The following is a 24,224-nucleotide window of genomic DNA, read 5'->3' as shown; positions in this document are numbered from 1 at the left end:
GGTCAGGCTCCCAAAGTCTCGCGGATTTTGGCAAGGTCGATGTCGTCATGCTCGGCGATCACCACCAGATGCCCGGCGCGCGTGTCGCTGCCCCAAGGGCGGTCGAACTGCTGACGCACCCGCGCGCCCACAGCCTGCACCAACAGGCGCATCGGTTTACCCTCGACAGCGACATAGCCCTTCACGCGCAGGATGTTCTGCTCACGCGCGAGCCGCTCGATCGAGGCCACCAGCGCATCGACATCCGACACTTCCGGCATCGGGATCACCACGGTTTCGAAATCATCATGCTCATGATCGTCGTGACCGTCATGATGCGAAGGGCGCGCGGCGAGGTCGTCTTCGGCGGCGGCGTTGAGGCCGAGCACCACCTTGGGGTCGATCACCCCTTCGGTCATCTCAAGGATCGGAATTTCACGCGGGCTTTCCTCTTCGATCACCTTGCGGGCTTTGGCGAGGCCATCGGGACCGGCCAGATCGGCCTTGGACATCAGCACGATATCGGCGCAGGAAATCTGATCTTCGAACACTTCGGAGAGCGGCGTTTCGTGGTCGAGGCTGTCGTCGGCCAGACGCTGCGCGTCCACGGCGGCGACATCAGCGGCGAAAGTGCCAGCCGCCACGGCCTCGGCATCGGCCAGCGCGATGACGCCGTCGACGGTGATCTTGGACCGGATCGCGGGCCAGTCGAAGGCTTTGAGCAGCGGTTTCGGCAGGGCGAGCCCGGAGGTTTCAATCAGGATGTGATCGGGGCGCGTCGGCAGGGCCATCAGTGCTTCGATGGTGGGGATGAAATCATCGGCCACGGTGCAACAGATGCAGCCATTCGCCAGCTCGACGATATTCTCCGCCGGGCAGTCGTCGATGGCGCAGGATTTCAGGATGTCACCGTCCACACCCACGGTGCCAAACTCATTGACCAGAACGGCAAGGCGACGCCCGCCTGCATTGGTCATCAGGTGGCGGATGAGCGTGGTTTTACCAGCGCCGAGAAAGCCGGTGATGACGGTAACGGGAATTTTGGCGAGATCGCTCATGCGGTAGGCTCCTGCGGCAGGGTCAAAGGGGGGATACGCGCAAGGCTTTGCTTGCGAAAGATGACCGGGCGTTCGCGCCAGGGCACCAGCCCGTCTTGGGTGGCGGCATAGGCGGCGGCTCCGGCAAGGATGTCGGCGGCGTCTTCCTTGGTCAAGCGGCCATAGACATAGGACCATTTGCCCGGCGCAGACAGTGCCACGGCGGCCCCTTGCGAACAGGCGGAAAGACATTGCACTGGCACGATGGTCACGCCCTCTGGCGCGCCTGCGGCGTCGAGGGCGGCATGAAGCTGCGCGCCGGGGCGCGGGGCGTCTTCCTCCAGCACCTCGCCTGCGCGGCAGGTCATGCAGACATGTAGGGTCGTGCTCATTAATCTGATCCCATCGGGTTATGCGTGCCGGGTATGCGCTCCGGCGCGCTATGAAAAGGGGAGGCGGTGCGATTATTCAACTGTCAGCACCTTGCGCGCTGTAATCGGCGCACCGTTCACCGCCAAGGGGCGGTGATCATTGGCGTTGAGCGTGACCTCAACCGTGACCTCGCCTTTGGGCAGATCGGGCAGATGCAGCCATGGGCCATAGAGCCGTCCGATCTTGGTGCCGTTGACATAGACATGGGCGTGGCCCTCGCCCGGTTGGTTGTCGCCGCTGGCGTTTTGGGGGGCAAAGGCGAAGCCTTCGGTTTCCACAAAAAGATTGTGGCCCGCCATCGGGTCGGGCGTCACGCGGATGGCAAGGCTGGGGGCATCTTCGGCAGCCAGCGCGATGGGCTGGCCGTGCATCCGCGCGTGATCTGCACCGCCGTGATCCATCCCGCCGTGGGCGGCAGGGTCGCCGTGGTCATGGCCGTCGAAGGTCACCCCGTTGCTTGCGGCGATGGCAAAACCAATGCCACCGCCGAAGACCAATCCAATGGCGAAAAGCGCCAGTGATCTGTCCATTTCGACCTCCCTCAGGCGCTCTGCGCGCCTTCACGTTGCCAAAAGAACCCGGCGAAACTGCCCAGCAACACCCATGCGGCCAAGCCGATGCCAAGCGCACGGGCGGCGAAAAGCGCGCCGATCTCGGTCGGCACCGGGCCGCTGAAGCTCTCGGGCTCGGGCGCGCCGATGATATGGGGGGCCATCAGCAGAACCGCCGAGCCGATCCACGCGCCCCAGCCTTTGCCGAAGGCCAGCAGCCATAGCGCCACCAGCGCTGCCGCTGCGGCGGCAAACCACCAGATCTGCCGCGCGGTGATGTCTGCGGCAGCGACGCCGGGCACTTCGGGCGCAAGGCTGAACCCCGGCGCGAGGTGGAAGGCGACGAAGCCTGCAACGCCCCAAAGGATGCCCCAACGGCCATCGATCACCGCGCCGCGCTCTTCGCCCAAGCTCATCGCGGCGAGAAGGATCAGCGCATAGGCGGTATAGGTCAGCATGGTGAAGATCAGGCTCAGCCCGTCGCGGACGGCGTCGAAACCGGGTAGCTCAGGGTGTGCGCTGACCGCATCGGCCCCGAAATGCACCAACGCGCCGGTCTCATAAAGCTCGGCATGGAGCAGCACGGGCTGCACGAAATAGAGTTGTAGCAGGCCGGTCAGCAGGCCAGCAGAGGCCCCTGCAAAAAGGGCGGAAGTCAGAAAACGTGAAAACATCGCAATGATCCTTGGATGCGAAATGAAATCCGGCGCCGCGCAAAAAGCGGGCCGAAAGCATCACCCAGCCTCAAGATATGCCAAAGCCCTCCCGACGTGGCGAACGGCGGGCGCGAACTGGATGGCGAAAGGCGGGCAATGAACGAGTGGCAGAATCACAGACAGCCGGACTGCGGCATGGCAGCCCGGACCCCCGTGATACCGAACGCGGCGCTTAGTGGCAGGGAAAGCCTGTCGCGTGGCGCACGTCATGGGCGGCATCATGCAATGCTGCGGCCTGCACATGGCCGGTCAGCGCCATCAGAGCCACACCCAATACGGCGGCAAACAGCGCCGGTACGAGTTTGCTGCGCGTGGCACCGGCGGTCTTAATCATCGTCGTCATTTTCAATCTCCTTACCGTCACACCCGACGGGATCTAGCGTTTCATTTGCCTGGCAGGTCTCCTGGCTCGCGGGTCGTGGCCTTTGCCCGCCTTCCCCGTCCGGAGGGACAAGTGGCACGAGGGGCATTGGCTTACCGCTTACAGTCGCGGGGGCGGCTTCGGCTTCAGGGTCTGGCGACCCCTTACTGAATTCCCTTTTCGGTCCCACACCCAAAGGCGCTTTTCGGGACACCAAGCACCTTCAATTACGCATTTTAGGCCCTTCCTGACAAGCCGCATTTATCGAACCTCGCGGAACCGTATGGCGCATACAGCATTTAGTAGATAAATATGGCCCAACCCCCAGTATGCGGGTTGACCCAAAAGCCACGTGCAGGGCACATTGACGGCCAGTTTCGATCAAGGGGCGGGAATTCATGAACGACAACACGGTCTCCGCCGCTCGGCAGACCCTGACCGAAGACGTTCTAGGCAAGGTCGTGCGCTATGCCCGCCTGCCGCTGTGCATCACCGACCCGACCCTGCCGGACAATCCCATCGTCTATGTGAATGACGCTTTCACCGATCTGACCGGCTATGGCTTGGATGAGATCGTGGGCCAGAACTGCCGCTTCCTGCAAGGCCCGGAAACCACGCGCGAAAGCGTCGATGCGGTGCGCGAAATACTACTGGCCCGCCGGGTCGACACAGTTGAGATCGTGAACTACCGCAAGGATGGCAGCCGCTTCCTGAACGCCCTACAACTGGGGCCGATCAATGACGAAGACGGCAATCTGATCTATTTCTTCGGCTCGCAACTCGACGTTTCCGAACGCCGCCGGGTGGAGCGGGAGCACCGGCAACTGGCCGATGACGAATTGCTGCACCGGCTACGCAATATCGTCAACGTCATGACCGCCATGGTCCGCCTGACCGCTCGTGAGGAGCCGACCCCGGCGGCCTTTGCCGACAAGGTGATCGAGCGGCTGGCCGCCTTGGGCGCGGCGCATTTCGACACGATTGGCCGCAGCGACCAGCATGAGGTGGATTTCGAGACGCTGATGGGGCCGATCATGCGGGCCTATACCTCGGCCACCGAGGATCAGATCAACCTCACCGGGGCGAATCCGCTGATCTCGCACCGCCTCGTTTCGCCCCTGACGCTGGCCTTGCACGAGCTGGCGACGAATGCGGTGAAACACGGCTCGCTCAGTTCCGATACCGGGCGGGTATCGCTGGATATCACCATCCTTCAGGAGCCTGCCCGCCTGCGGTTTGTCTGGCGCGAGACAGGCGGGCCGGAGGTCATCAAATCTCCGCGCAACAGCGGCTCGCGGATCATCCAGTCCTTGACCCGCGCGGTCGGTGGCACCCTGCACTACGATTGGCAGCCCGAAGGGTTGATTGCCACGGCGGAGTTCCCCTTGGCCGCCCTTGGCGAAGGCTGACCGTCAGACGATCACCTGCTGCGCGGCCTGCTCTCCGACCCCGAAAACACGCTTGTAACGCGCGATTTCATCCGCCGGCCCCATCGCCTTGTTCGGGTTGTCCGAGAGTTTGACCGTAGGCCGCCCATTGGCGCTGACTGCTTTGCAGACCAAACTAAAGGGCGCCAGCGCATCATTCGGCACCAGTCCGCGGAAGTCATTGGTCAGCAACGTCCCCCAACCGAAAGAGACCTTGGCCTTGCCCGCAAACTGCGCGTGCAGCTCCTTGATCTTGTCCACATCCAGCCCATCGCTGAAGATCACCCGCTTGGTCGTCGGGTCCTCGCCGCGGGCGCGCCACCAGTCAATGGCCGTCTGCGCCGCCGTGGCCGGATCGCCGCTGTCGACGCGGATGCCGGTCCAGCCCGCCAGCCAATCCGGCGCGTGATCGAGAAACCCCTTGGTGCCGTAGGTATCGGGCAGGATGATCCGCAGATTGCCCTCATGCTCATCATGCCAATCCGACAGCACGTCATAGGGCGCGCGGGCAAGGGCGGCGTCATCCTCGGCCAAAGCGGCATAGACCATGGGCAATTCATGGGCATTGGTGCCAATCGCCTCAAGCTCGCGCATCATGGCGATGCGACAGTTGGAGGTGCCGGTAAAGGCATCGCCCAGCCCCTCATGCATCGCCTGCACGCACCAATCCTGCCAGAGGTAGGAATGCCGCCGCCGGGTGCCAAAATCCGCGATCGAAAGATTGTCGACCTCGCGCAGCGCTTCGATCTTTTCCCAAACGCGGGTCATGGCGCGGGCGTAAAGCACCTGAAGCTCGAATTTGCCCATCGGGTCGAGCGCGGCGCGGCTGCGCAGCTCCATCAACACCGCCAGCGCGGGAATTTCCCAAAGCATGACCTCATGCCACTTGCCCTCGAAGGTCAGCTCATATTGATCGCCCTTCCGCTCCAGATGATAGGGCGGCAGGCGCATGCCCTCGAACCACTCCATGAAATCGGGGCGGAACATCTGGCGTTTGCCGTAGAAGGTATTGCCGCGCAGCCATGTGCTCTCCCCCCGGCTGAGGCTGAGCGAGCGGATGTGATCGAGTTGCTCGCGCAACTCCCCCTCGTCGATCAGCTTGGCCAGCGGGATATGGGTGGAGCGGTTGATCAGGCTAAAGGTGACCTGCGTGTCCGGCTTGTTGCGAAACACCGACTGGCACATCAAGAGCTTGTAGAAATCCGTGTCTATCAGCGACCGCACGATGGGGTCGATCTTCCACTTGTGGTTATAGACGCGGGTGGCGATGTCGACCATGGGAGGTTCCTTATTGCATGCCCCTTCATGCCAAGGGGGCGGACAGATGGGCAAGGGGAAAGCGGCGGATCAGGCCAGCGTCACCCCCGCCGCGCGCATGCCTTCGCGGGCTTTGGCAAGCGATCCGTCCAGATCAATCGCGCGGCAGAGATCTTCGCGCACATCGACCTTGAACCCAAGTTTTGCCGCGTCCACCGCCGAGAAGTTCACGCAGAAATCCAGCGCCAGCCCCACCATGGTCAGCCGTTCGATCCCACGCGTGCGCAGGTAGCCTTCGAGCCCCGTGGGCGTGCGGTGGTCATTCTCGAAAAACGCCGAATAGCTATCGATGTCGGGGTTGTAGCCCTTGCGGATGATCAGATCGGCGCGGTCGGTTTGCAGCTCGGGGTGGAACTGCGCGCCGATGCTGCCTTGGATGCAGTGATCGGGCCAAAGCACCTGCGGGCCGTAGGGCATGGTGATGACCTCGTAAGGCCCGTTCTTCTTATGCGATGAGGCAAAAGACGAATGCGCCGCCGGATGCCAGTCCTGCGTCAGGACCACGGCGTCAAACTCGGGCATCAGCGCGTTGATGCCGCGCAGAATCTCATCGCCCTGTGGCACTTCCAGCGCGCCGCCGGGGCAGAAATCATTTTGAACGTCGATCACGATCAGGGCATGGGTCATGGGCATTCTCCTTACCGAAAGGGGTAGGGCTGCGGATGGGGTAGGTCAATGGCACGCGCCGGATTGAGCTTTGCCGCCGAAGCGCTTATTTGACGCTCATGTATACCATCGCCGCGCTATATCACTTCACCCGCTTCGACGATCCCGCCGCGCTCAAACCCGCGCTTTTGGCGCTTTGCGAGGCGCAATCGGTCATGGGCACGCTGCTGCTGGCGCCCGAAGGGGTGAACGGCACCATCGCCGGGCCGCGCGCCGGGATCGACGCGGTGATCGCCCATCTGCGCGCCCTGCCCGGCTGCGCGGATCTGGAGTGGAAAGAGGCCACCAGCGACAAGCCGCCCTTCGGCAAGATGAAGGTGCGCATCAAGCGCGAGATCGTGACGATGGGCCAGCCCGATGTCGATCCCCGCGCCAAGGTGGGCCATTACGTCGACCCGAAGGACTGGAACGAATTGATCCGCTCCCCCGATGTGGCGGTCATCGACACGCGCAACAGCTACGAAGTGGCGATTGGCACCTTCGAAGGCGCGGTCGACCCCGAGACCGAGAGCTTTGGTGAATTTCCCGCGTGGTGGGAAGCGAACAAAGACCGCTTCCACAACAAGAAGATCGCGATGTTCTGCACCGGCGGCATCCGGTGCGAGAAATCGACCAACTATCTGATCGGTCAGGGCGTCGAGGATGTCTTCCACCTCAAAGGCGGCATCCTGAAATACCTCGAAGAGGTGCCCGAACAGGAAAGCACATGGGAAGGCGACTGTTTCGTCTTCGACAACCGCGTCAGCGTCGGCCATGGGCTGCGTGAAGGGCCGCATATGCTTTGCCATGGCTGCCGCCGCCCGATCCTGCCTGAGGACACGCAGCACCCCGCCTATGAGGCCGGAGTGTCCTGTCATCAATGTGTGGATGAGACCTCGGAAAAAGATAAGGAACGGTTCCGCGAACGCCAGCGCCAGATGACGCTGGCCAAGGAACGCGCGGCGCGGGAAGAGGGCTGACCGCCCCCCTCAGCGATCCGACAGCGCGAAGCCCGCATAGGCAAAGGGCATGACCGCCCGGCGAAAACGGCCCAGTTCGAACCGTGCGAGCGGGGCGCGCATGGGGGCAGGATAGGGCCGCTCGGGCGTTTTGCCCCGCACCAGATCAGCCAAGAGCGCACCGGAATAGCTGGCCATCGCCACCCCATTGCCGTGGTAGCACAGCCCTGCGAAGACCCCCGGCTGATCCGGCACCTGCCCCACGAAGGGCATGCGATTACGCGCAATACAGACCATGCCCGACCAGCCATGCGGCGTTTCGACATGGCGCCACGCGGGGAACATCGCCTCGAAATCCGCCCGGGCCCGGGCCAGCGCGCGCCGCTCGGAATTGGGGTTGGACATCAGCCCGCCGCGCACGCCAAACAACATGCGATTGTCAGGCATCAGCCGGAAGTAATGCAGCAGATGACGGCTGTCATAGCAGGCCTGTTGACTGGTCCATCCCTGGGCGGCAAGCTCTGCGTCGGTCATCGGGCGGGTCACGATCACGCTGGATTGCGTCGGCATGTAGCGCGCGGCCAGCCACGGCGGCAGGTCTTCGGAGGAATAGCCGTTGGTGGCGATGATTACCCGCTCGGCCCGGATGCGGCCCTGCGGGGTCGTGACCTCGAACGCGCCCTCGTGCCCTGTCACCCCGGTGGCCGGGCTGTTGTGATAGATCGCGGCCCCCGCCTCTTCCGCGGCCTGCGCGAGGGCGGTCACATATTTGCGGGGGTTGAGGCCAAAGCCAATCGGCACGGTGATCGCGCCCTCGAAGCCTGCGTTCAGCCCCTCAGCGGCCAGATCGGCCTTTTCGGTCAACCGGGCCGTGACGCCGTAATTCTCCGCGTAGTAATCTAACCTACCGCGCATCTCTTCGAAATCACGCGGGCGGTGGGCCAGTTGGGTCTCCCCTTGGGAATGCCGGTCGACATTGATGTCGCGGGCGGCGATGAAATCCTCCACCTGTCGGATCGCCGCCACCTCGGCCTGCCGCCAGCCAAGCCGCTCGGCCCGCCCGAATTTCCGGTCGAGCGCCGCGTCATCCAGCATCCCGCCACCCAAGCAGCAAAAGCCCCCGTTGCGGCCCGAAGCGCCAAAGCCCACCCGCTCGGCCTCCAGCACCGTGGCCCCGACCCCGGCCTGCGCCAGATGCAGCGCGGCATTGAGGCCGGTAAAACCGCCGCCGATGATCACAACATCGGCCTGCGCCGCGCCTTGCAGCGCCGGACGCTCCGGCGCGCCATGAGTCTGGTCCCACCAGCAGCCCGCACGCGGCGCTTCGGAATAGGCGAAATCCGCGTAGATGCGTTTCATGCGGCGGGCCGTTCCGCCGCGCGGGCCTCCTCCTGCGCGCGCAGGCTTGAGCGTTTGCTGACCAGCGATGCAGTGATGACCCCCACGGTCACGATGGCGATCATGATCGTCGAGAGCGCGTTGATCTCGGGCGAGACGCCCAAACGCACGGCGCTGAAGATCTTGATCGGCAGCGTGGTGGCCGACGGGCCGGCGGTGAAGGAGGCGATGACCAGATCATCAAGGCTGAGCGTGAAGGCCAGAAGCCAGCCCGAGATCACCGCAGGCGCGATGATCGGCAGGGTCACGAGGCGGAAGGCCTCCCATGGCGAGGACCCGAGGTCAAGCGCGGCCTCCTCCAACGAACGGTCGAAGGACACCAGCCGCGAGGAGACGACGACCGAGACATAGCACATTGAAAAGGTCGTATGCGCCAGCACGATGGTCAGCACGCCCCGGTCCAGCCCGATGCCGATGAAAAGCAAGAGGAGCGACAGGCCGGTGATCACCTCGGGCATGACCAAGGGCGCGTAGATCATGCCGGAGAATAACGTCCGCCCCATGAACCGCCCGCCGCGCACCAGCACATAGGCCGCCATGGTGCCCAGCACCGTGGCAATGGACGACGAGATCACCGCGACCTTCAGCGTGACCCACGCAGCATTCAGGAAGGCCTCGTTCTGCAACAGCTCGCCATACCAGCGGGTCGAGAATCCGGCCCAGACCGTCACCAGTTTCGAGGCGTTGAAACTGTAGATCACCAGAATGATCATCGGCAGGTAGAGAAAGGCGAACCCCAGCGTCAGCGAGGTCACGTTGAACCATGTCATCCGCTTCATTGTTCGGCCTCCGCCTGTTTCTGCTGGTTGCGCTGGAAGAGGATGATCGGAATGATCAGGATCAACAGCAGGATCACCGCCACCGCGCTCGCCACCGGCCAGTCGCGGTTGTTGAAGAACTCCTCCCACAGCACCTTGCCGATCATCAGCGTGCCCGACCCGCCCAAGAGCGAGGGGATCACGAATTCACCCAAAGCCGGGATGAAGACAAGGAAGCTGCCCGCCACGATGCCGTTGCGCGACAAGGGGATCGTCACCAGCCAGAAGGCTTGCAAACGCGAGCAGCCGAGATCCTCCGCCGCCTCGTTCAGGGATTCATCCAAACGGTCCAGCGCGGCATAGATCGGCAGGATCATGAACGGCAGGTAGGTATAGACGATACCGATATAGACTGCCGTATTGGTATTAAGGATCTGTAAAGGCTCTGCCGTTAGACCCAACCCCATCAATAGTTGGTTCAGCAGCCCTTCGTTGCTGAGGATGCCCATCCACGCATAGACGCGGATCAGGAAGGAGGTCCAGAACGGCAGGATCACCAACATCATCAAGGTGGCGCGCCACTCTTCGGGGGCGCGGGCCATGCCGTAGGCGATGGGATAGCCGACCAAGAGCGTCAGCGCGGTCGATACAACGGCGATGCGCAGGGAGCTAAGGTAGGCTTTCCAATAAAGATCGTCGGAGGCGAGGAAGGTAAAATTCTCGAAATCCAACTGGGCGATCAGGGCGCCGATGCCGTCCTTGATCGTCGGCGTATAGGGCGGGATCGCCAACGCCGTATCGGAGAGGGAGATTTTGAAAACGATCAGGAAAGGCACCAGAAACAGCGCCAACAGCCAGAGGTACGGGACCGCGATCAGGGCGAAACGACGCATGTTCATTGCGCCAACAAAACGCCCGCGGTGGCGCTCCATGAAATCCAGACCGGGTCTTCCCATGTGATGTCACGGCGCGCGATGCGGCGAGTGTTGGCCGTCTGCGCCTTGATCACCTGCCCACCGGGCAGTTCGACGTGATAGGTGGAGAGGTTCCCCAAATACGCGATGTCGAGCACTTTGCCCTGAAGCGCATTGGGCGCATCCTCGGGCCGCTCGGTCGAAATGCGGATTTTCTCGGGCCGGATCGCAAGATGGGCTTGCTGCCCCTCACTGAACGACGCGACGGAAGTCGCGGTCAGCGGCGGCTGCCCTTCGATCCAGTTCAGGTGATATTGATCTTGGCCAATGGCCTTGGTGCTGGCTTCGATGATGTTCACATCACCGATGAAGTCGGCCACATAGACGGAATTCGGCGCCTCGTAGATTTCAGCCGGGGTGGCCACTTGAATCACGCGCCCCTCGTCCATCACCGCCACGCGGGAGGCGACGGTCATCGCCTCTTCTTGGTCGTGGGTCACGATGACAAAGGTGGTGCCGGTGGATTCTTGAATGTCCATCAGCTCGAACTGGGTGTCTTGCCGCAGCTTCTTATCAAGCGCGCCCAAGGGTTCATCGAGCAGCAGAAGCTTCGGCGCTTTGGCTAGCGAGCGCGCCAGCGCCACACGCTGCCGTTGGCCGCCGGAGATCTGATGCGGTTTGCGGCGGGCGAATTTCTCTAGCCGGGTGAGCTTCAGCATCTCGGCCACGCGGGCGGCTATGGCGTCCTTCTCCATCTTGTCGCGGCGCAGGCCGAAGGCGATGTTGTCCCAGATGCTGAGATGCGGAAACAGCGCGTAGGATTGGAACATCATGTTCACCGCGCGTTTGTTCGGGGGCACCGGGGCGATGTCCTGCCCTGCCAATTCGATGCGCCCGGTGGTGGGGCTTTCGAACCCGGCCAGCATCCGCATCATCGTCGTCTTGCCACAGCCCGAAGGCCCAAGCAGGGCAAAGAATTCCTGCGCGTAGATATCCAAAGACAGATCGTCGATGGCGACGAATTCGCCGAATTTCTTGGTCACATTCTTAAAGCGAATGAGCGGCTTTTCGTCGGGGTCGTTCCAGGGGGCGAAGACGGTTGGGCTCACGGTTGAGACATCCTTTGATCGGGCTTTGCTCGGGGTCGCGGGGCAAGAAAAAGGGGCGCGACCAGACTGGCCGCACCCCCTGTCTCAGATCAAGTACCGGACTTGATCTTGGTCCAGAGCCGGGTCACCACGCGCTGTACTTTCGGCGGGTAAGGTGTGGTGGTGAACAGGTTGTTCAGCGCCGCCTCAGAGGGGTAGATCGCCGGGTCGCCGATCACATCCTCGACCAGATGCTCTTGCGAGGCTTTGTTGCCGTTGGCGTAGTACACATAGTTCGACGCGGCAGCCATATTCTCGGCATCCATGATGAAATTCAGGAACTTATGCGCGCCCTCGGGGTTCGGCGCGTCAACCGGGATGGCCATCTGGTCAAACCACATCTGCGCGCCTTCGGAGGGGGCGTTATAGGCGATTTCGACACCGTTGTCGGCTTCATCCGCGCGGTCACGGGCCTGCAAGATATCGCCCGACCAGCCCACCGCGACGCAGACGTCACCGTTGGCCAAGGCATTGATATATTCCGAAGAGTGGAACTTCTGGATGTAGGGGCGGACCGGCATGAAGACCTCTTCGGCCTTGGCGATCACATCGGGGTCATGGCTGTTGGGGTCTTCGCCGATATAGTTCAGCGCGGCGGGGATCATCTCTGCCGGGGCATCAAGGAAATGCACGCCGCAGTCGGCCAGTTTTTCCATATTGGCCGGATCGAAAACCAAGTCCCAGGAGTCGATTGGGGCATCGTCGCCCAGGATCTCTTTCACCTTGCCGACGTTCACGCCGATGCCGGTGGTGCCCCACATGTAGTTGATGGAATGGGCGTTATCGGGATCATATTGTTCGGTCCGCGAGGAAACCACGTCCCACATGTTCTCAAGGTTGGGCAGCTTTGAGGTGTCCAGCGGCTGGAATGCACCGGCTGTGATCTGGCGCTGCAGGAAGGTGCCCGAGGGGACGACCACGTCATAGCCGGACCCACCGGCGAGCATTTTGGTCTCCAGCACCTCGTTGCTGTCGAACACGTCATAGACCAATTCGATGCCGGTCTCTTCTTCGAATTTATCCAGCAGGGATTCGTCGATATAGTCGGACCAGTTGTAGACCCGGACCGTTTCGGCAGTGGCGGCACCTGCCATCAAGGTGGCGACGGCGACGCTGCTTAGTAGCACATGTTTCATTTCATACTCCCGTTAGACAGGTCGGGTTGATCCCCACCTTTCGTCAATTTGATCAAGTTTTGCCTCTTCGGGCAAGATGGTTTATGCTTTCATGCAGAATGAAATGCTGCAAGACACGGCGAAACAAGACGGAAAGACCGCTCCCATGGGTTCAGAAAAAACCGATCCGAGATTGCTTCCCGCCGCCGATGCGGCGGCCAAGACACCGATCCATCAGCATGTTTACGAACGCCTGCGAAAGATGATTCTCTTCGGCGATCTGGCCCCCGGACAGGGGGTCACGATCCAAGGTCTGACCGCCGCTTTGGATGCGGGCATGACGCCGGTGCGCGAGGCCATCCGCCGCCTGATCTCGGAAGGGGCGCTGACCCATTTGGGCAACCGCCGGGTCACCGTGCCGGAACTGAACCATGCGGGGCTGGAAGAACTGGGATTCATGCGGGAAACGCTAGAGCCGGAACTGACCAAACGCGCCGCAAACCGCATGACTGATGAGCGTTTGAACGCTTTGAAAGCCTGTGACAACGCGCTGAACCATGCCATCGACCGGGGCGATGTCGGCGGCTATTTGATGCAGAACTACAGCTTTCACCGGATGATTTACGACCTTGCCGAAGCCCCGATCATGGCCGCGACGGTGGACCGTCTTTGGCTGCGTTTCGGCCCCTCGCTTCGGGTGGTTTGCGGGCGCTATGGCACCAGCAATCTGCCCGATAAACATGCCGAGCTTTTGGCAGCCTTTGCCGAGGGCAACGCCGCTTTGGCGGGAGAGGTCATGGCGGGCGATGTTGCCCAAGGAATGACCCAAATCCGCGCAGCCCTCGATGGTCTGCCCGTTCCGCGTTGATTCGATTGACATGCAATAATTTGATCATATTCTGCGGCTAAGCTTATTTTTCATGCAAATAGAAGGTGCATCCCCATGCCGCCCATCACGAATCACCTCCCCACCGCGGACCTTCAGGCGCTGGATGCGGCGCATCACATGCATCCTTTCACCACCAATGATGAATTGGGCGACAAGGGCGCGCGCATCATCACAAGGGCCAAGGGCATCTACCTGACCGACAGCGAGGGGAATGAGATTCTCGATGCGATGGCCGGGTTGTGGTGCGTGAACCTTGGCTATGGCCGCGAAGAGATGGGTAATGTCGCCGCGCGGCAGATGAACGAACTGCCCTATTACAACACCTTCTTCCAAACGACCCATGTGCCCGCCATCGCGCTGGCCAAGGAACTGGCCGACCTCGCCCCCGGTGATCTGAACCATGTCTTCTTTGCCGGGTCCGGGTCAGAGGCGAATGACACCAATCTGCGCATGGTGCGTACCTATTGGGCGCAAAAGGGCAAGCCTGAGAAAAGCCATATCATCAGCCGCAAGAACGCCTATCACGGCTCTTCGGTCGGCTCCGCCAGTCTTGGCGGCATGACCTATATGCATGAGCAAGGCGGCCTGCCGATCCCCGGCATCCATCACATCGGCCAGCCCGATTGGTATGCCGAAGGTGGGGATATGTCGCCCGAAGACTTCGGTCTGAAACGCGCGCAGGAGCTGGAAGCGAAGATTGTCGAGCTGGGCGCGGACAAGGTCGCGGCCTTTATCGCCGAACCGGTTCAGGGCGCGGGCGGGGTCGTCGTGCCGCCCAGCACCTATTGGCCCGAGATTCAGCGCATCTGCGACAAACACGACATTCTGCTGATCGCTGACGAGGTGATCTGCGGCTTTGGTCGGACGGGCAATTGGTTTGGCTCGCAGACCATGGGCATCAAGCCGCATATCATGACCATCGCCAAGGGGCTGAGCTCGGGCTACGCGCCCATCGGCGGGTCGATCGTTTGCGACGAGGTGGCCGAGGTCATCAACGCCTGTGAGTTCAACCACGGCTACACCTACTCCGGCCACCCGGTCTGCGCTGCCGTGGCGCTGGAAAACCTGCGGATCATGCAGGAAGAGAACATCGTCGCCCATGTGCAAAACGTCGCCGCCCCCGCGCTGAAAGAGGCGTTGGACAAGCTGGGAGAGCATCCGCTGGTGGGCGGGGTGAACGTATCGGGCCTGATGGCCTCCCTCCCGTTGACGCCGCATAAGGAAAGCCGCGCTAAATTCACTGATAGCGGCACAGCCGGATACATCTGCCGCGAACATTGCTTTGCCAACAATCTGGTGATGCGCCATGTCGGCGACCGGATGATCATCTCTCCGCCGCTGATCATTACCCCGGAAGAGATCAAGATCTTCGCCGAACGGGCGACCAAGGCACTGCATGCGACCTATGCCGATCTGAAAGACAAGGACATGCTCAAAGCCGCGTCCTAAAACATCGGGTTGCCCCCAATTGGGGGCGCACCCTCACTCTGCGCGCAGTCGAGCCAGCAGCCGGGGAGAGGCATAGCCATCGGGCGCGATCCCCTCGGCCTTTTGATAGCTGCGCACGGCATTGACGGTCAGCGGCCCGATCTTGGCGTCGATCTTTTGCGTGTCAAAACCCGCTTCGGTCAGCAGGGTCTGCAATTCGATCCGCTCATCAAAGCTCAGCGCACGGTCTTCGCGGGGCCAGTCCTGCTGTATCTCGCCCGCGCCGCCGATACGGTCGGCCAGATGACCCACACCGATGACATAGGCATCCGCCGTGTTATAGCGCTCGATCACCGCGAAATTGGGAAAGATCATAAAGGCGGCCCCCTCGGCGCCCGCGGGCAGCAAGATCGAGGCCGGCCCATGATCCGCCACCGCCCCGCCCTCCAGCGCGGTGACGCCAAGGTCGGCCCATTCCGCCGGGGTCTTGGTCACCGCGCGGTCGGCCAGCAGATAGTCGAACCCCTCGGGCAGAGCCACTTCGACCCCCCAAGGCTGCCCTTCGGTCCAGCCGAAATGCTTGAGATAGGCGGCGGTAGAGGCCAGCGCATCGCTGGGGTCATCGCCCCAGATGTCGCGCCGCCCGTCGCCATCCCAATCGACCGCATGGGCGTGGAAGGACGAGGGCATGAACTGCGTATGCCCCATCGCGCCGGCCCAAGAGCCGCGCAATTGATCGGCATCGGTATCGCCCGCCTGAAGGATGCGCAGGGCGTCAATCAATTCGCCTTCGAAAAATTCCGCCCGCCGCGCGTCATAGGCAAGGGTGGCCAGTGAATCCAGCACCCGATCCCCGCCCCGGAAGCTGCCATAGGCGCTCTCAAGCCCCCAGATCGCGGTGACGATCTCTTTCTCGACACCGTATTCCGCTTCGATCTCTTCCAGCGTGCGTTGCCATTGGGCCAGCGCCTTCTGCCCATTCTGCACCCGCAGGTCCGAGGTAGCGGTGTCGAGGTAATCCCAAATCGTTTTGGTGAATTCCGATTGGTTGCGGTCGCGGCGGATCACCTCCGGATCATAGCTGACCGTATCCAATGCACGGTCAAAGACATCCGGGTCGATGCCCTGTTGCAGGGCGCGCGGGCGGAATTCTTTCACCCAAGCGCGCAGCCCGGCATCGTCGCCACTGGCCTCTGCCACGGGTTCCTGCGCCGCTGGGGCCACGGCGGCCAGCACGGCCTGCGGCGCGCGTGGCGCGGGACGCAGCGATTCAGTCGGGCCAGACCCAAAGGCCGGAGCCCCCATGCCAGCAATCGCTAGAATGCCTGAAATCATCGCGTAGTGCCGGATCATAATCGCCTCACCTCATAGAGTTACGGCAAATCCTATGCCCGCCCCGCCCCGGTGGAAAGGGAGGGGGGCGGCCATCCGCGAAGCTCCGCCGGTTTGCCGCCTCAGCGGCGGGTGCGGGTCACTTTGCGTTTGATCTTGTCCTTCTTGCGCTTGGCTTTCACGGCCTTGCCGCGCGGCTTGCTACGGCCCGCCGGGCTGCGGCGGCCCCCACCTCCGCCTTGCTTGACCTTTTGGTCTTCGATCTCAAGCAATTCCAGCGCGATGCCCCCGGTCACGGGGACCGCCTCTGCCAGCCGCACGGTGACACGCTGGCCAAGGCCGATGGTCATGCCGGTGTCCGAGCCCATCAGCGTCTGCGCCTCGGCGTCGTGGTGGAAATACTCCCGCCCGAGCGAGCGCATCGGCACCAGACCATCCGCGCCCGTCTCGTCCAGCTTCACGAAGGCACCAAAACGCGCGATGCCACTGATCCGTCCGGTGAACTCGTTGCCCACGCGCTCCGACAGGAAGGCGGCAAGGTAGCGGTCGGTCGTGTCACGCTCGGCCACCATCGAGCGCCGCTCGGTGTCGGAGATATGCGCGCCGGTCTGCTCCAGCCCCTCAATCTCTTCGGGCGTCAGCCCATCCTTGCCCCAGCCATGCGCCGTGATCAGCGCGCGGTGCACGATGAGGTCAGCATAGCGGCGGATGGGCGAGGTGAAATGCGCGTAGGAGCGCAGGGCAAGGCCGAAGTGCCCGATATGCGCCGGGCCATAATAGGCCTGCGTCATCGAGCGTAGGGTGCTGAGATTGATCAACTCGGCATCATTGGTCCCCGCTGCCTGATCCAGCAGGCGGTTGAGATGCGCGGTTTGCAGCACCTGCCCCTTGGCCAGCGTGAAACCCGCCGCCTGTGCGGTTTCGCGCAGGGATTCGAGCTTCTCTGGCGAGGGTTCCTCGTGAATGCGGAACAGCAGCGGGGTTTTCTTTTTGATCAGCGTCTCGGCGGCGGCGACATTGGCCAAGACCATGAACTCTTCGATCAGCTTATGCGCGTCGAGCCTTTCGCGGAAGTTTACCGACTTTACCTTGCCATCATCGCCCAATTCGATGCGGCGCTCGGGCAGGTCCAACTCCAGCGGCTGCCGCTCGGCGCGGGCGGTCTTCAGCGCACCGTAGGCGGCGTAGAGCGGCTTCAACACCGGCTCCAACAGCGGGCCGGTGCGGTCGTTCGGGTTGCCGTCGATGGCGTCCTGCACTTCCTCGTAATGCAGCGAGGCGGGCGAGCGCATGAGGCCCCTGTGGAACGTATGGCCGATCTTGTTGCCCTTGGCATCCAGCACCATGCGCACGGCGATACAGGCACGCGGCACGCCCTCGTGCAATGAGCACAGATCACCCGAGAGCCGATCCGGCAGCATCGGCACCACGCGGTCAGGGAAATAGGTGGAGTTGCCGCGCTTGCGCGCCTCGCGGTCCAACGCCGAGCCCGGCGTCACATAGGCGGCCACATCGGCAATGGCGACCCAAACGACATGGCCACCCTCGTTCTTGGGGTCGTCGTCGGCATGGGCATAGCAGGCGTCATCATGGTCCCGCGCATCGGAGGGGTCGATGGTGACCAACGGCAGGTCGCGCAGGTCTTCGCGACCCTTGAGGCCTTGTGGCTTGGCGGCATCGGCCTGTGCGATCACATCGTCGGGGAAGTCGTCGGGGATGCCGTGCTGGTGGATCGCGATGAGCGAGACCGCGCGCGGCTCGGACGGGTCGCCCAGCCGTTCGACGATGCGTGCGCGGGGCGATCCCATACGTGCCTTCGGTCCGGCCTGCTCGGCCTCGACCAGTTCACCGTCTTTCGCGCCATGTGTATGGTCGGCACCGACGCGCCATTCGCGGTCCGTGCCCTTGTCGATCGGGACGATCCGCCCGCCTTCGGCCGCTTTGCGGAAGATGCCCAACACCTTGCGCGGGTTGGAGCCGATGCGGCGAATGAGCCGGGCCTCATAGTGGTGATCTTCGCCTTTTACCAGCGTCAGCCGCGCCAGAATGCGGTCACCTTCGCCAAGCGCCGGGTCACTCTCGCGCGGGATCAGCAGAACGATGGGTTCTTTGCCCTCGCCATGCCACTCCATCGGCTTGGCAAAAAGATCGCCATCGCTGTCCGGCCCCGTGACCAGCAAGACCGAGACCGGCGGCAGGCGGTCGGGATCCTGATAGCTGCGCTTGCGCTTTTCCAGATGGCCCTCGGCCTCCAGCTCTTTCAGCACGCGCTTCAGGTCGATCCGCGCCGCGCCTTTGATGCCAAAGGCTTTGGCGATGTCGCGCTTGGCGGTCAGCGTGGGGTTCTGTTCGATCCAGTCGAGGATCTCGGATTTGCTGGGTATCTTGCTCATACCTCAGCAGGTAGCACGCAGCCCCCCTGTCGTCATGGCAAATCGTGAATTTCGTCCACGTCGCGCAGGGTAGCGACCTCGGCAATGCGGTAGCCCGGCAGGGTCGCGCGGCTGTCGGACAGCGCATGGGGGCCAGACCAGCGCACCGGGTCAAACAGGCTGGGCGGCGCGCGGCGGGGATGTTTTAGCCCCACGAGCCAATAGCCCCCATCGGGCGCCGGGCCAAACACCGCGTCATGGTTGCCAAGCGCATCGAATGCCCGCGCCAGTTCCTTGCGGTTGATGCCCGGAATATCCGCCCCGATCACACAGGCCGGCCCCGGCGCGCTGCGCAGCATCCGCGCCATACGGTCACCGAGGTTGCCGCGCCCTTGCGGCCAGCGCGGCAGATGCGCGGGCCAGACGCGGCTTTGCAGCCCTTCCACGTCCGGGGCCACGGCCAGCACCACCTGCCAACGCGGATCTTCGATCCGACGCAACAGGCGGCGGGTCTGATGGCGAAACCACAAAGCCGCGCCGACCATGCCGATGTCGCGGCCCAGACGGGTTTTCACCCGACCGGGACGCGGCTCTTTCACCATGACGATAAGCGTTGGTTTCACGTGAAATAATTCCGCAGCACGCGCGCGTAGATGGATTTGAGCTGTTCGATATGTTCGACCCGCACATGCTCATCGACTTGGTGCATGGACTGGCCCACCAGACCGAACTCCACCACCGGGCAATGCGCCTTGACGAAACGCGCGTCCGAAGTGCCGCCGGTGGTGGAAAGCTCGGGCTGCACGCCCGTCTCAGCCTCAACCGCGCCCGCGACCAGATCGGACAGGGCGCCCGGCGGGGTGATGAAACTCTCGCCGGAGATCTTGATCTCTACATCCACTTGCAGGCCGAATTCCTCGGCGATCTTATCCGCCTCGCCCCGCAGCCAGTCGCTGAGGCTTGCCCCCGAATGGTGGTCGTTGAACCGGATGTTGACCGCGCCGCGGCATTGTGCCGGGATCACATTGGTTGCCTTGTTGCCGGTATCCACGGTGACCACGGCCAGCGTCGAAGGGTCGAAGTGATCGCTGCCCTGATCCAACTCATGGCTGGCCAGACGATCCATCAGCCGCACCATCGCGGGCAGCGGGTTGTTCGCGCGGTGCGGATAGGCCGCATGGCCCTGTTTGCCCGTCACCTTGAAATGCGCGTTCATCGAGCCGCGCCGCCCGATCTTGATCATATCGCCCATGGTCTCGGGGCAAGTCGGCTCCCCCACAAGGCAGACATCCATCCGCTCGCCGTTCTCGGTCATGTAGTCCAAGAGCGCCGTGGTCCCGTCGAGGGCATCGCCCTCTTCATCCCCGGTGATCGCCAGCACGATGGAGCCGTCGGGCGGCGTGTCCTTTACGAAATCCACCGCCGCTGCGACGAAAGCCGCCACGCCCGATTTCATATCCGTAGTGCCGCGGCCATACATGATGCCGTCCTTGATCTCGGCCCCGAAGGGGGGCATCGACCAATCCGCCTCATCCCCGATGGGCACGACATCGGTATGGCCGTTAAAGCCGAAGGACTTGGTGTTGCCCTTGTTGCCCCAGCGGGCAAAGAGGTTGCAGATGCCGCCCCGATCGACGCGCGTACAGTCGAAACCCGCCGCGCCCAACACCTCTTCGAGCACTTCCAGCGCGCCATCGTTCGCGGGGGTGACAGAGGCGCAGCGCACCAGTTTCGCGGTGAGATCAACAGGGTCGAGACCGGACATATCGGCTCCTTTTCAGGGGTTATCGCTAGTCCGGTAACTTGTGTGGGCAAATCGCGCCGATGCCAAGGGGGCGCATTGCAATTCCCCGTGTGGGGCGCGGGTCAGTCGTAAAAGGGGGTCATTTGCGCGACGATGACCGAGTTTTCTTCCAAAGCGCGCTGCATCAGGGCGCGTTCCTCGGCGTCGATCTCCTGACCTTCGGCCTCGCGCTCTTCCAGCGTGCCGTAGCCGGTCACGTCAAGCGGGTTGGTATCGGCCTGTTTGAGGATCGCCACGGTCTCGCGCACGGCTTCGGCCTCGTCGATACCAGAGGCAAAACACATCAGCGCAGCACCGGTGGCCTTGTCGGGCAGACCGTCACCATCCTTGCGGCCGATCTGAACCAAAAGGGTAAAGACCTGCTGGCGCGAAGGTTTTTTGGTTTTCTTGGGTTCAGACATGATAAGGGCCGCCGATTGCTTTCGGCAGCCCTAACCGTTTCACTTGGATTTGGAAAGGGGCCGCGCCCCTGCCCTTAAGTCTTGCCGCGGACCATCCGCGTGACCCAGATCAGCAAGCAGGCACCGATGACGCCCACCACCAACTGACCGAACCAACCGCCCAGCGTGCTGCCGACGATCAGCATCAAGAGCCAGTTCGCGACCAAGGCACCCAGAATGCCGAGGATGATGTTCATGATCAGACCCATGTCCGATTTCATGATCTTTTCCGCGATCCAGCCCGCAAGGCCGCCCACGATGATTGCGGCAAACCAACCGATACCCGTCATGTCGTCAATCTCCTTTAAATTCAGGTCTCAACGCCATGACGGGGCATTTGGTTCCGTTCAGTCGCGCAGCAGCTCGTTGATCGAGGTTTTGGAGCGGGTCTTGGCGTCCACCCGTTTCACGATCACAGCGCAGTAGAGGTTCACGTTGTTCTTCGACGGCATGGTGCCCGCCACGACGACCGAACCTGCGGGCACTTCGCCATACATGATCTCGCCGGTCTCGCGGTCGACGATCTTGGTCGACTGTCCGATGAAGACGCCCATGCCCAGCACCGAGCCTTCGCGCACGATGCAGCCTTCGACGACTTCTGACCGTGCGCCGATAAAGCAATTGTCTTCGATGATGGTCGGACCGGCCTGCATCGGTTCCAACACGCCGCCGATGCCGACGCCGCCCGAAAGGTGCACGTTCTTACCGATCTGGGCGCAGGAGCCGACGGTCGCCCATGTATCAACCATGGTGCCAGTGTCGACATAGGCGCCGATGTTCACGAAAGACGGCATCAGCACCACGCCGGGCGCGATATAGGCCGAGCGGCGCACGACGCAGTTCGGCACGGCGCGGAAACCGGCTTCTTTCCACTCGGCATCGCCCCAGCCTTTGAACTTGCTGTCGACCTTGTCCCACCAGCCAGCGCCCTGCGGGCCGCCTTCTTGATGTTCCATGTCCTTGATGCGGAAGCCCAGCAGCACGGCCTTCTTGGCCCACTGGTTGACGTGCCACTGACCGTCGTCCTGCTTTTCCGCCACGCGCAGCTTGCCGCTGTCGAGCGCGTTCAGCGTCTCTTCGATGGCGTCGCGCACTTCGCCAGTGGTGGCGGATGTGATCTGATCGCGGGTATCCCAAGCGGCTTCGATGGCGGTTTCAAGTTGGGCGTTGGACATGGGGCAAGTCTCCGAATGATGAAAAGGCCTTTTGAGGGCTATAGCCTTGCACTGCCTAGGGTGCAATTGCCGGGCGATGAGGGGCGTGGTCATTCGCCGAACAACAGGGCATCTTGACCTAAGCGGCCATCGCGCCACCTGAGCCAAGCCCTAGACCAAGGAAAGACCCGAGGATGACCGACGAACACCGCCACCCCCTGCGCCGCGCCAATGTGGACCGCGCCAAAGCCCAAGACGCCCCCGACACGCCGCAAACCCGCGCGCCTGCCTATCGTCTGGCCTTTACCGACGATGACTTCATGTGCCGCGATGAGCTGCGCCCGGTGCGTCTGCAACTGGAGCTTCTCAAGCCAGAACTGCTGCTGGACGCCCACGGCATCCAATCCACCATCGTGCTCTTTGGGGGCGCACGCATTCCCGAACCGGCCGAGAAACACACCGCCCGGACCAAGACGCTGGCCGATCTGTCGCGTTTTTATGACGAGACGCGCACCTTTGCCCGTCTGATGACCGAAAAGTCGATGGAAAGCGGCGGCACCGAGAATGTCATCGTCACCGGCGGCGGGCCGGGTGTGATGGAGGCGGGCAACCGCGGCGCGCTGGACGCGGGCGGCCATTCCATCGGGCTCAACATTGTGCTGCCGTTCGAGCAGGCGCCCAACGAATATGTCACGCCGGAGCTATGCTTCAACTTCCACTACTTCGCGATCCGTAAGATGCATTTCCTGATGCGTGCCCGCGCGATCTGCGTCTTCCCCGGTGGTTTCGGCACGATGGACGAACTCTTTGAGGCGCTGACGCTGATCCAAACAGGCCGCATGAACCGGGTGCCCTTCTTGCTATTTGGCCGTGAGTTCTGGGAAAAGATCATCAACTGGGACGCGCTGGCCGATGCGGGCACGATCTCTGCCGAAGACCTCGACCTGTTCCGCTTTGTCGAAAGCGCGGATGAAGCAATGGAGGTGATCGAGAATTGGGAGACCGCCCCCGCCCGCGAACATGTGCCGGGCCGCGAAGAGGTCGAAGATCACGGCTAAGCCGCCTTGGCCGCCCCCGCCCCGTTACCGGGTGAAGGTCTGGACCAAGGCCGCTTCGGCCCCTTGGACGATATCGCGCAGGATATCAGCGGCGGGGCTGACCGCACCGATCAGCCCTGCCACCTCTCCGACAAAGGCGTTGGCGGTGCGGGCATCCCCCGCTGCCACCGCCGCCTGCCACCGCGGCAACTCCTGCGCAAGCGCAGCGCGCAGCCCGTCGGGGTCTTTATGCCAGCAGTCGGTAAAATCGTTTCGCAAGACACGGCCCGTGTAGCGTTTGGGCCAATCATAGCCGCGCATGATGTCAGTGACGGTGCTGCGCAACGTGTCATCGCCGGTCGCCTCAATCGCGGCGTCCAACAGCGCCGGATGCACCAGCGCCTCTTCCGAGGCCCAGAACCGCGAGCCGACGACCACACCATCGGCCCCCAACATCAGCGCCGCCGCCAACCCGCGCCCATCCGCGACGCCGCCTGCGGCGCAAAGCAGCACCTCGGGCGCATGGCGGGCGATGTGATCCGCGACTTCGGGGACGAGGGTAAAGGTCGCGCGTTTCTCGCCGTGGCCGCCAGCCTCGGCCCCTTGGGCGACGATGATCTCGGCCCCCAGATCAATCGCATGAGCGGCGTCGCGCAGGGTTTGCACCTGACAGATCAACGGCACCTTTGCCGCGCGGATCGCGGGGAGAAACTCTGCCGGGTCGCCGAAGGAAAGAAAGATCGCCGCCGGATCACGGTCGAGCGCTTGTTCCAGCGCCTGCGGATGCTCGCGCAGCTTCCAAGTGATGAAACCGCAGCCGACCGATTGGTTACCCGCCACATCCATCTGCTCGGCGATCCAATCGCCGGCATCATAAGCCCCGCCGATCATTCCCAAACCACCCGCGCCTGAGACCGCCGCCGCGAGCCGCCCGCCTGCGGCGAAGGCCATCGGCGCTTGGATAATCGGGTGGTCGATCCCCAGCCGTTTGGTCAGCCGCGTGGTCAGCAT

The 24,224-nt window shown here is 62.8% G+C and carries 25 protein-coding genes and 1 riboswitch; of the genes, 5 read left to right on the top strand and 20 right to left on the bottom strand.

Annotation, left to right across the window (positions count from 1 at the left end; all coding sequences use genetic code 11):
* Positions 1 to 2: 2 nt before the first annotated feature.
* The 5 genes from cobW to ACGYK4_RS11570 form a co-directional block, all read right to left on the bottom strand.
* Positions 3 to 1,037 (bottom strand): cobalamin biosynthesis protein CobW, encoded by a 1,035-nt coding sequence (gene cobW, locus ACGYK4_RS11590; RefSeq protein ID WP_271688495.1) that lies wholly within the window; start codon positions 1,035 to 1,037, stop codon positions 3 to 5.
* On the bottom strand, positions 1,034 to 1,408 hold the full coding sequence (locus tag ACGYK4_RS11585; RefSeq protein WP_394456627.1) for a DUF1636 family protein: 375 nt from the start codon (positions 1,406 to 1,408) through the stop codon (positions 1,034 to 1,036). The genes cobW and ACGYK4_RS11585 overlap by 4 nt, the downstream gene beginning before the upstream one ends.
* A gap of 72 nt (positions 1,409 to 1,480) precedes the next feature.
* Positions 1,481 to 1,978 carry a hypothetical protein gene (locus tag ACGYK4_RS11580; RefSeq protein WP_394456625.1) on the bottom strand — a complete coding sequence of 166 codons (498 nt, stop codon included), beginning with the start codon at positions 1,976 to 1,978 and terminating at the stop codon, positions 1,481 to 1,483.
* A gap of 11 nt (positions 1,979 to 1,989) precedes the next feature.
* Entirely contained in the window at positions 1,990 to 2,673 is a 684-nt protein-coding gene (locus tag ACGYK4_RS11575) for a CbtA family protein (protein WP_394456623.1), read from the bottom strand.
* Positions 2,674 to 2,887: 214 nt separating this feature from the next.
* Positions 2,888 to 3,058 carry a CbtB-domain containing protein gene (locus ACGYK4_RS11570; RefSeq protein WP_082849519.1) on the bottom strand — a complete coding sequence of 57 codons (171 nt, stop codon included), beginning with the start codon at positions 3,056 to 3,058 and terminating at the stop codon, positions 2,888 to 2,890.
* A gap of 33 nt (positions 3,059 to 3,091) precedes the next feature.
* Positions 3,092 to 3,309, bottom strand: a riboswitch (cobalamin riboswitch).
* A gap of 165 nt (positions 3,310 to 3,474) precedes the next feature.
* Here ACGYK4_RS11570 and ACGYK4_RS11565 point away from each other — a divergent pair.
* On the top strand, positions 3,475 to 4,485 hold the full coding sequence (locus tag ACGYK4_RS11565; protein ID WP_394456621.1) for a PAS domain-containing protein: 1,011 nt from the start codon (positions 3,475 to 3,477) through the stop codon (positions 4,483 to 4,485).
* Between the two features lie 3 nt (positions 4,486 to 4,488).
* On the opposite strand, the gene pncB is transcribed toward ACGYK4_RS11565, so the two are convergent.
* Positions 4,489 to 5,781, bottom strand: a complete 1,293-nt coding sequence (pncB, locus tag ACGYK4_RS11560; RefSeq protein ID WP_067265706.1) for a nicotinate phosphoribosyltransferase — start codon at positions 5,779 to 5,781, stop codon at positions 4,489 to 4,491.
* 69 nt (positions 5,782 to 5,850) lie between these two features.
* Positions 5,851 to 6,447, bottom strand: coding sequence for a bifunctional nicotinamidase/pyrazinamidase (pncA, locus tag ACGYK4_RS11555; RefSeq protein ID WP_394456619.1), 597 nt, complete (start codon positions 6,445 to 6,447; stop codon positions 5,851 to 5,853).
* A gap of 98 nt (positions 6,448 to 6,545) precedes the next feature.
* Here pncA and ACGYK4_RS11550 point away from each other — a divergent pair, with 98 nt between their 5' ends.
* Positions 6,546 to 7,445, top strand: coding sequence for a rhodanese-related sulfurtransferase (locus ACGYK4_RS11550; RefSeq protein ID WP_394456826.1), 900 nt, complete (start codon positions 6,546 to 6,548; stop codon positions 7,443 to 7,445).
* Positions 7,446 to 7,454: 9 nt separating this feature from the next.
* Here ACGYK4_RS11550 and ACGYK4_RS11545 read toward each other — a convergent pair whose 3' ends face one another.
* The 5 genes from ACGYK4_RS11545 to ACGYK4_RS11525 all read right to left on the bottom strand — a co-directional run bounded on the left by ACGYK4_RS11545 (position 7,455) and on the right by ACGYK4_RS11525 (position 12,778).
* Entirely contained in the window at positions 7,455 to 8,783 is a 1,329-nt protein-coding gene (locus tag ACGYK4_RS11545) for an NAD(P)/FAD-dependent oxidoreductase (protein ID WP_394456617.1), read from the bottom strand.
* Complete coding sequence (locus tag ACGYK4_RS11540) at positions 8,780 to 9,601, bottom strand: ABC transporter permease (RefSeq protein ID WP_067265716.1); 822 nt, start codon at positions 9,599 to 9,601, stop codon at positions 8,780 to 8,782. Before ACGYK4_RS11540 ends, ACGYK4_RS11545 begins: the two co-directional genes overlap by 4 nt.
* Entirely contained in the window at positions 9,598 to 10,473 is an 876-nt protein-coding gene (locus ACGYK4_RS11535) for an ABC transporter permease subunit (RefSeq protein ID WP_168613629.1), read from the bottom strand. The genes ACGYK4_RS11540 and ACGYK4_RS11535 overlap by 4 nt, the downstream gene beginning before the upstream one ends.
* A 2-nt stretch (positions 10,474 to 10,475) precedes the next feature.
* Complete coding sequence (locus ACGYK4_RS11530; RefSeq protein ID WP_394429662.1) at positions 10,476 to 11,603, bottom strand: ABC transporter ATP-binding protein; 1,128 nt, start codon at positions 11,601 to 11,603, stop codon at positions 10,476 to 10,478.
* Positions 11,604 to 11,692: 89 nt separating this feature from the next.
* Positions 11,693 to 12,778, bottom strand: coding sequence for a polyamine ABC transporter substrate-binding protein (locus ACGYK4_RS11525; protein WP_322328768.1), 1,086 nt, complete (start codon positions 12,776 to 12,778; stop codon positions 11,693 to 11,695).
* A 145-nt stretch (positions 12,779 to 12,923) separates the two neighbouring features.
* Between ACGYK4_RS11525 and ACGYK4_RS11520 the strand changes: the two genes are divergently transcribed.
* Complete coding sequence (locus tag ACGYK4_RS11520) at positions 12,924 to 13,625, top strand: GntR family transcriptional regulator (RefSeq protein WP_394456615.1); 702 nt, start codon at positions 12,924 to 12,926, stop codon at positions 13,623 to 13,625.
* 75 nt (positions 13,626 to 13,700) lie between these two features.
* On the top strand, positions 13,701 to 15,095 hold the full coding sequence (locus tag ACGYK4_RS11515; protein WP_394456613.1) for an aspartate aminotransferase family protein: 1,395 nt from the start codon (positions 13,701 to 13,703) through the stop codon (positions 15,093 to 15,095).
* Between the two features lie 33 nt (positions 15,096 to 15,128).
* On the opposite strand, the gene ACGYK4_RS11510 is transcribed toward ACGYK4_RS11515, so the two are convergent.
* From ACGYK4_RS11510 to dapD, 7 genes are all read right to left on the bottom strand, one after another.
* A complete protein-coding gene (locus ACGYK4_RS11510; protein WP_394456611.1) occupies positions 15,129 to 16,427 on the bottom strand; it encodes a lytic murein transglycosylase in 1,299 nt (432 codons plus the stop codon).
* Positions 16,428 to 16,528: 101 nt separating this feature from the next.
* Positions 16,529 to 18,799, bottom strand: coding sequence for a ribonuclease R (gene rnr, locus ACGYK4_RS11505; protein WP_394456609.1), 2,271 nt, complete (start codon positions 18,797 to 18,799; stop codon positions 16,529 to 16,531).
* A 32-nt stretch (positions 18,800 to 18,831) separates the two neighbouring features.
* Entirely contained in the window at positions 18,832 to 19,401 is a 570-nt protein-coding gene (locus tag ACGYK4_RS11500) for a TIGR04282 family arsenosugar biosynthesis glycosyltransferase (RefSeq protein WP_394456607.1), read from the bottom strand.
* Positions 19,398 to 20,543 (bottom strand): succinyl-diaminopimelate desuccinylase, encoded by a 1,146-nt coding sequence (gene dapE, locus ACGYK4_RS11495; RefSeq protein ID WP_271692580.1) that lies wholly within the window; start codon positions 20,541 to 20,543, stop codon positions 19,398 to 19,400. The genes ACGYK4_RS11500 and dapE overlap by 4 nt, the downstream gene beginning before the upstream one ends.
* A 101-nt stretch (positions 20,544 to 20,644) precedes the next feature.
* Positions 20,645 to 20,983, bottom strand: a complete 339-nt coding sequence (locus ACGYK4_RS11490; RefSeq protein WP_067261079.1) for a hypothetical protein — start codon at positions 20,981 to 20,983, stop codon at positions 20,645 to 20,647.
* A gap of 74 nt (positions 20,984 to 21,057) precedes the next feature.
* Positions 21,058 to 21,312: a GlsB/YeaQ/YmgE family stress response membrane protein gene (locus ACGYK4_RS11485; RefSeq protein ID WP_067261077.1), complete on the bottom strand. Its 255-nt coding sequence runs from the start codon at positions 21,310 to 21,312 to the stop codon at positions 21,058 to 21,060.
* Positions 21,313 to 21,369: 57 nt separating this feature from the next.
* The gene (dapD, locus tag ACGYK4_RS11480; protein WP_394456605.1) at positions 21,370 to 22,197 is read right to left on the bottom strand and encodes a 2,3,4,5-tetrahydropyridine-2,6-dicarboxylate N-succinyltransferase; all 828 of its coding nucleotides are present in this window, start codon (positions 22,195 to 22,197) and stop codon (positions 21,370 to 21,372) included.
* Positions 22,198 to 22,370: 173 nt separating this feature from the next.
* On the opposite strand from dapD, the gene ACGYK4_RS11475 reads away from it, so the two are divergent.
* The gene (locus tag ACGYK4_RS11475) at positions 22,371 to 23,234 is read left to right on the top strand and encodes an LOG family protein (RefSeq protein WP_271688521.1); all 864 of its coding nucleotides are present in this window, start codon (positions 22,371 to 22,373) and stop codon (positions 23,232 to 23,234) included.
* A gap of 24 nt (positions 23,235 to 23,258) precedes the next feature.
* Here ACGYK4_RS11475 and ACGYK4_RS11470 read toward each other — a convergent pair whose 3' ends face one another.
* The gene (locus ACGYK4_RS11470) at positions 23,259 to 24,224 is read right to left on the bottom strand and encodes an NAD(P)H-dependent flavin oxidoreductase (protein WP_394456603.1); all 966 of its coding nucleotides are present in this window, start codon (positions 24,222 to 24,224) and stop codon (positions 23,259 to 23,261) included.

Source organism: Sulfitobacter sp. 1A13368, from assembly GCF_043557275.1.
GTDB lineage: Bacteria > Pseudomonadota > Alphaproteobacteria > Rhodobacterales > Rhodobacteraceae > Sulfitobacter > Sulfitobacter faviae.
Note: the sequence above shows the minus strand (reverse complement) of the source record. Positions and strands in the feature narration are given on the sequence as shown.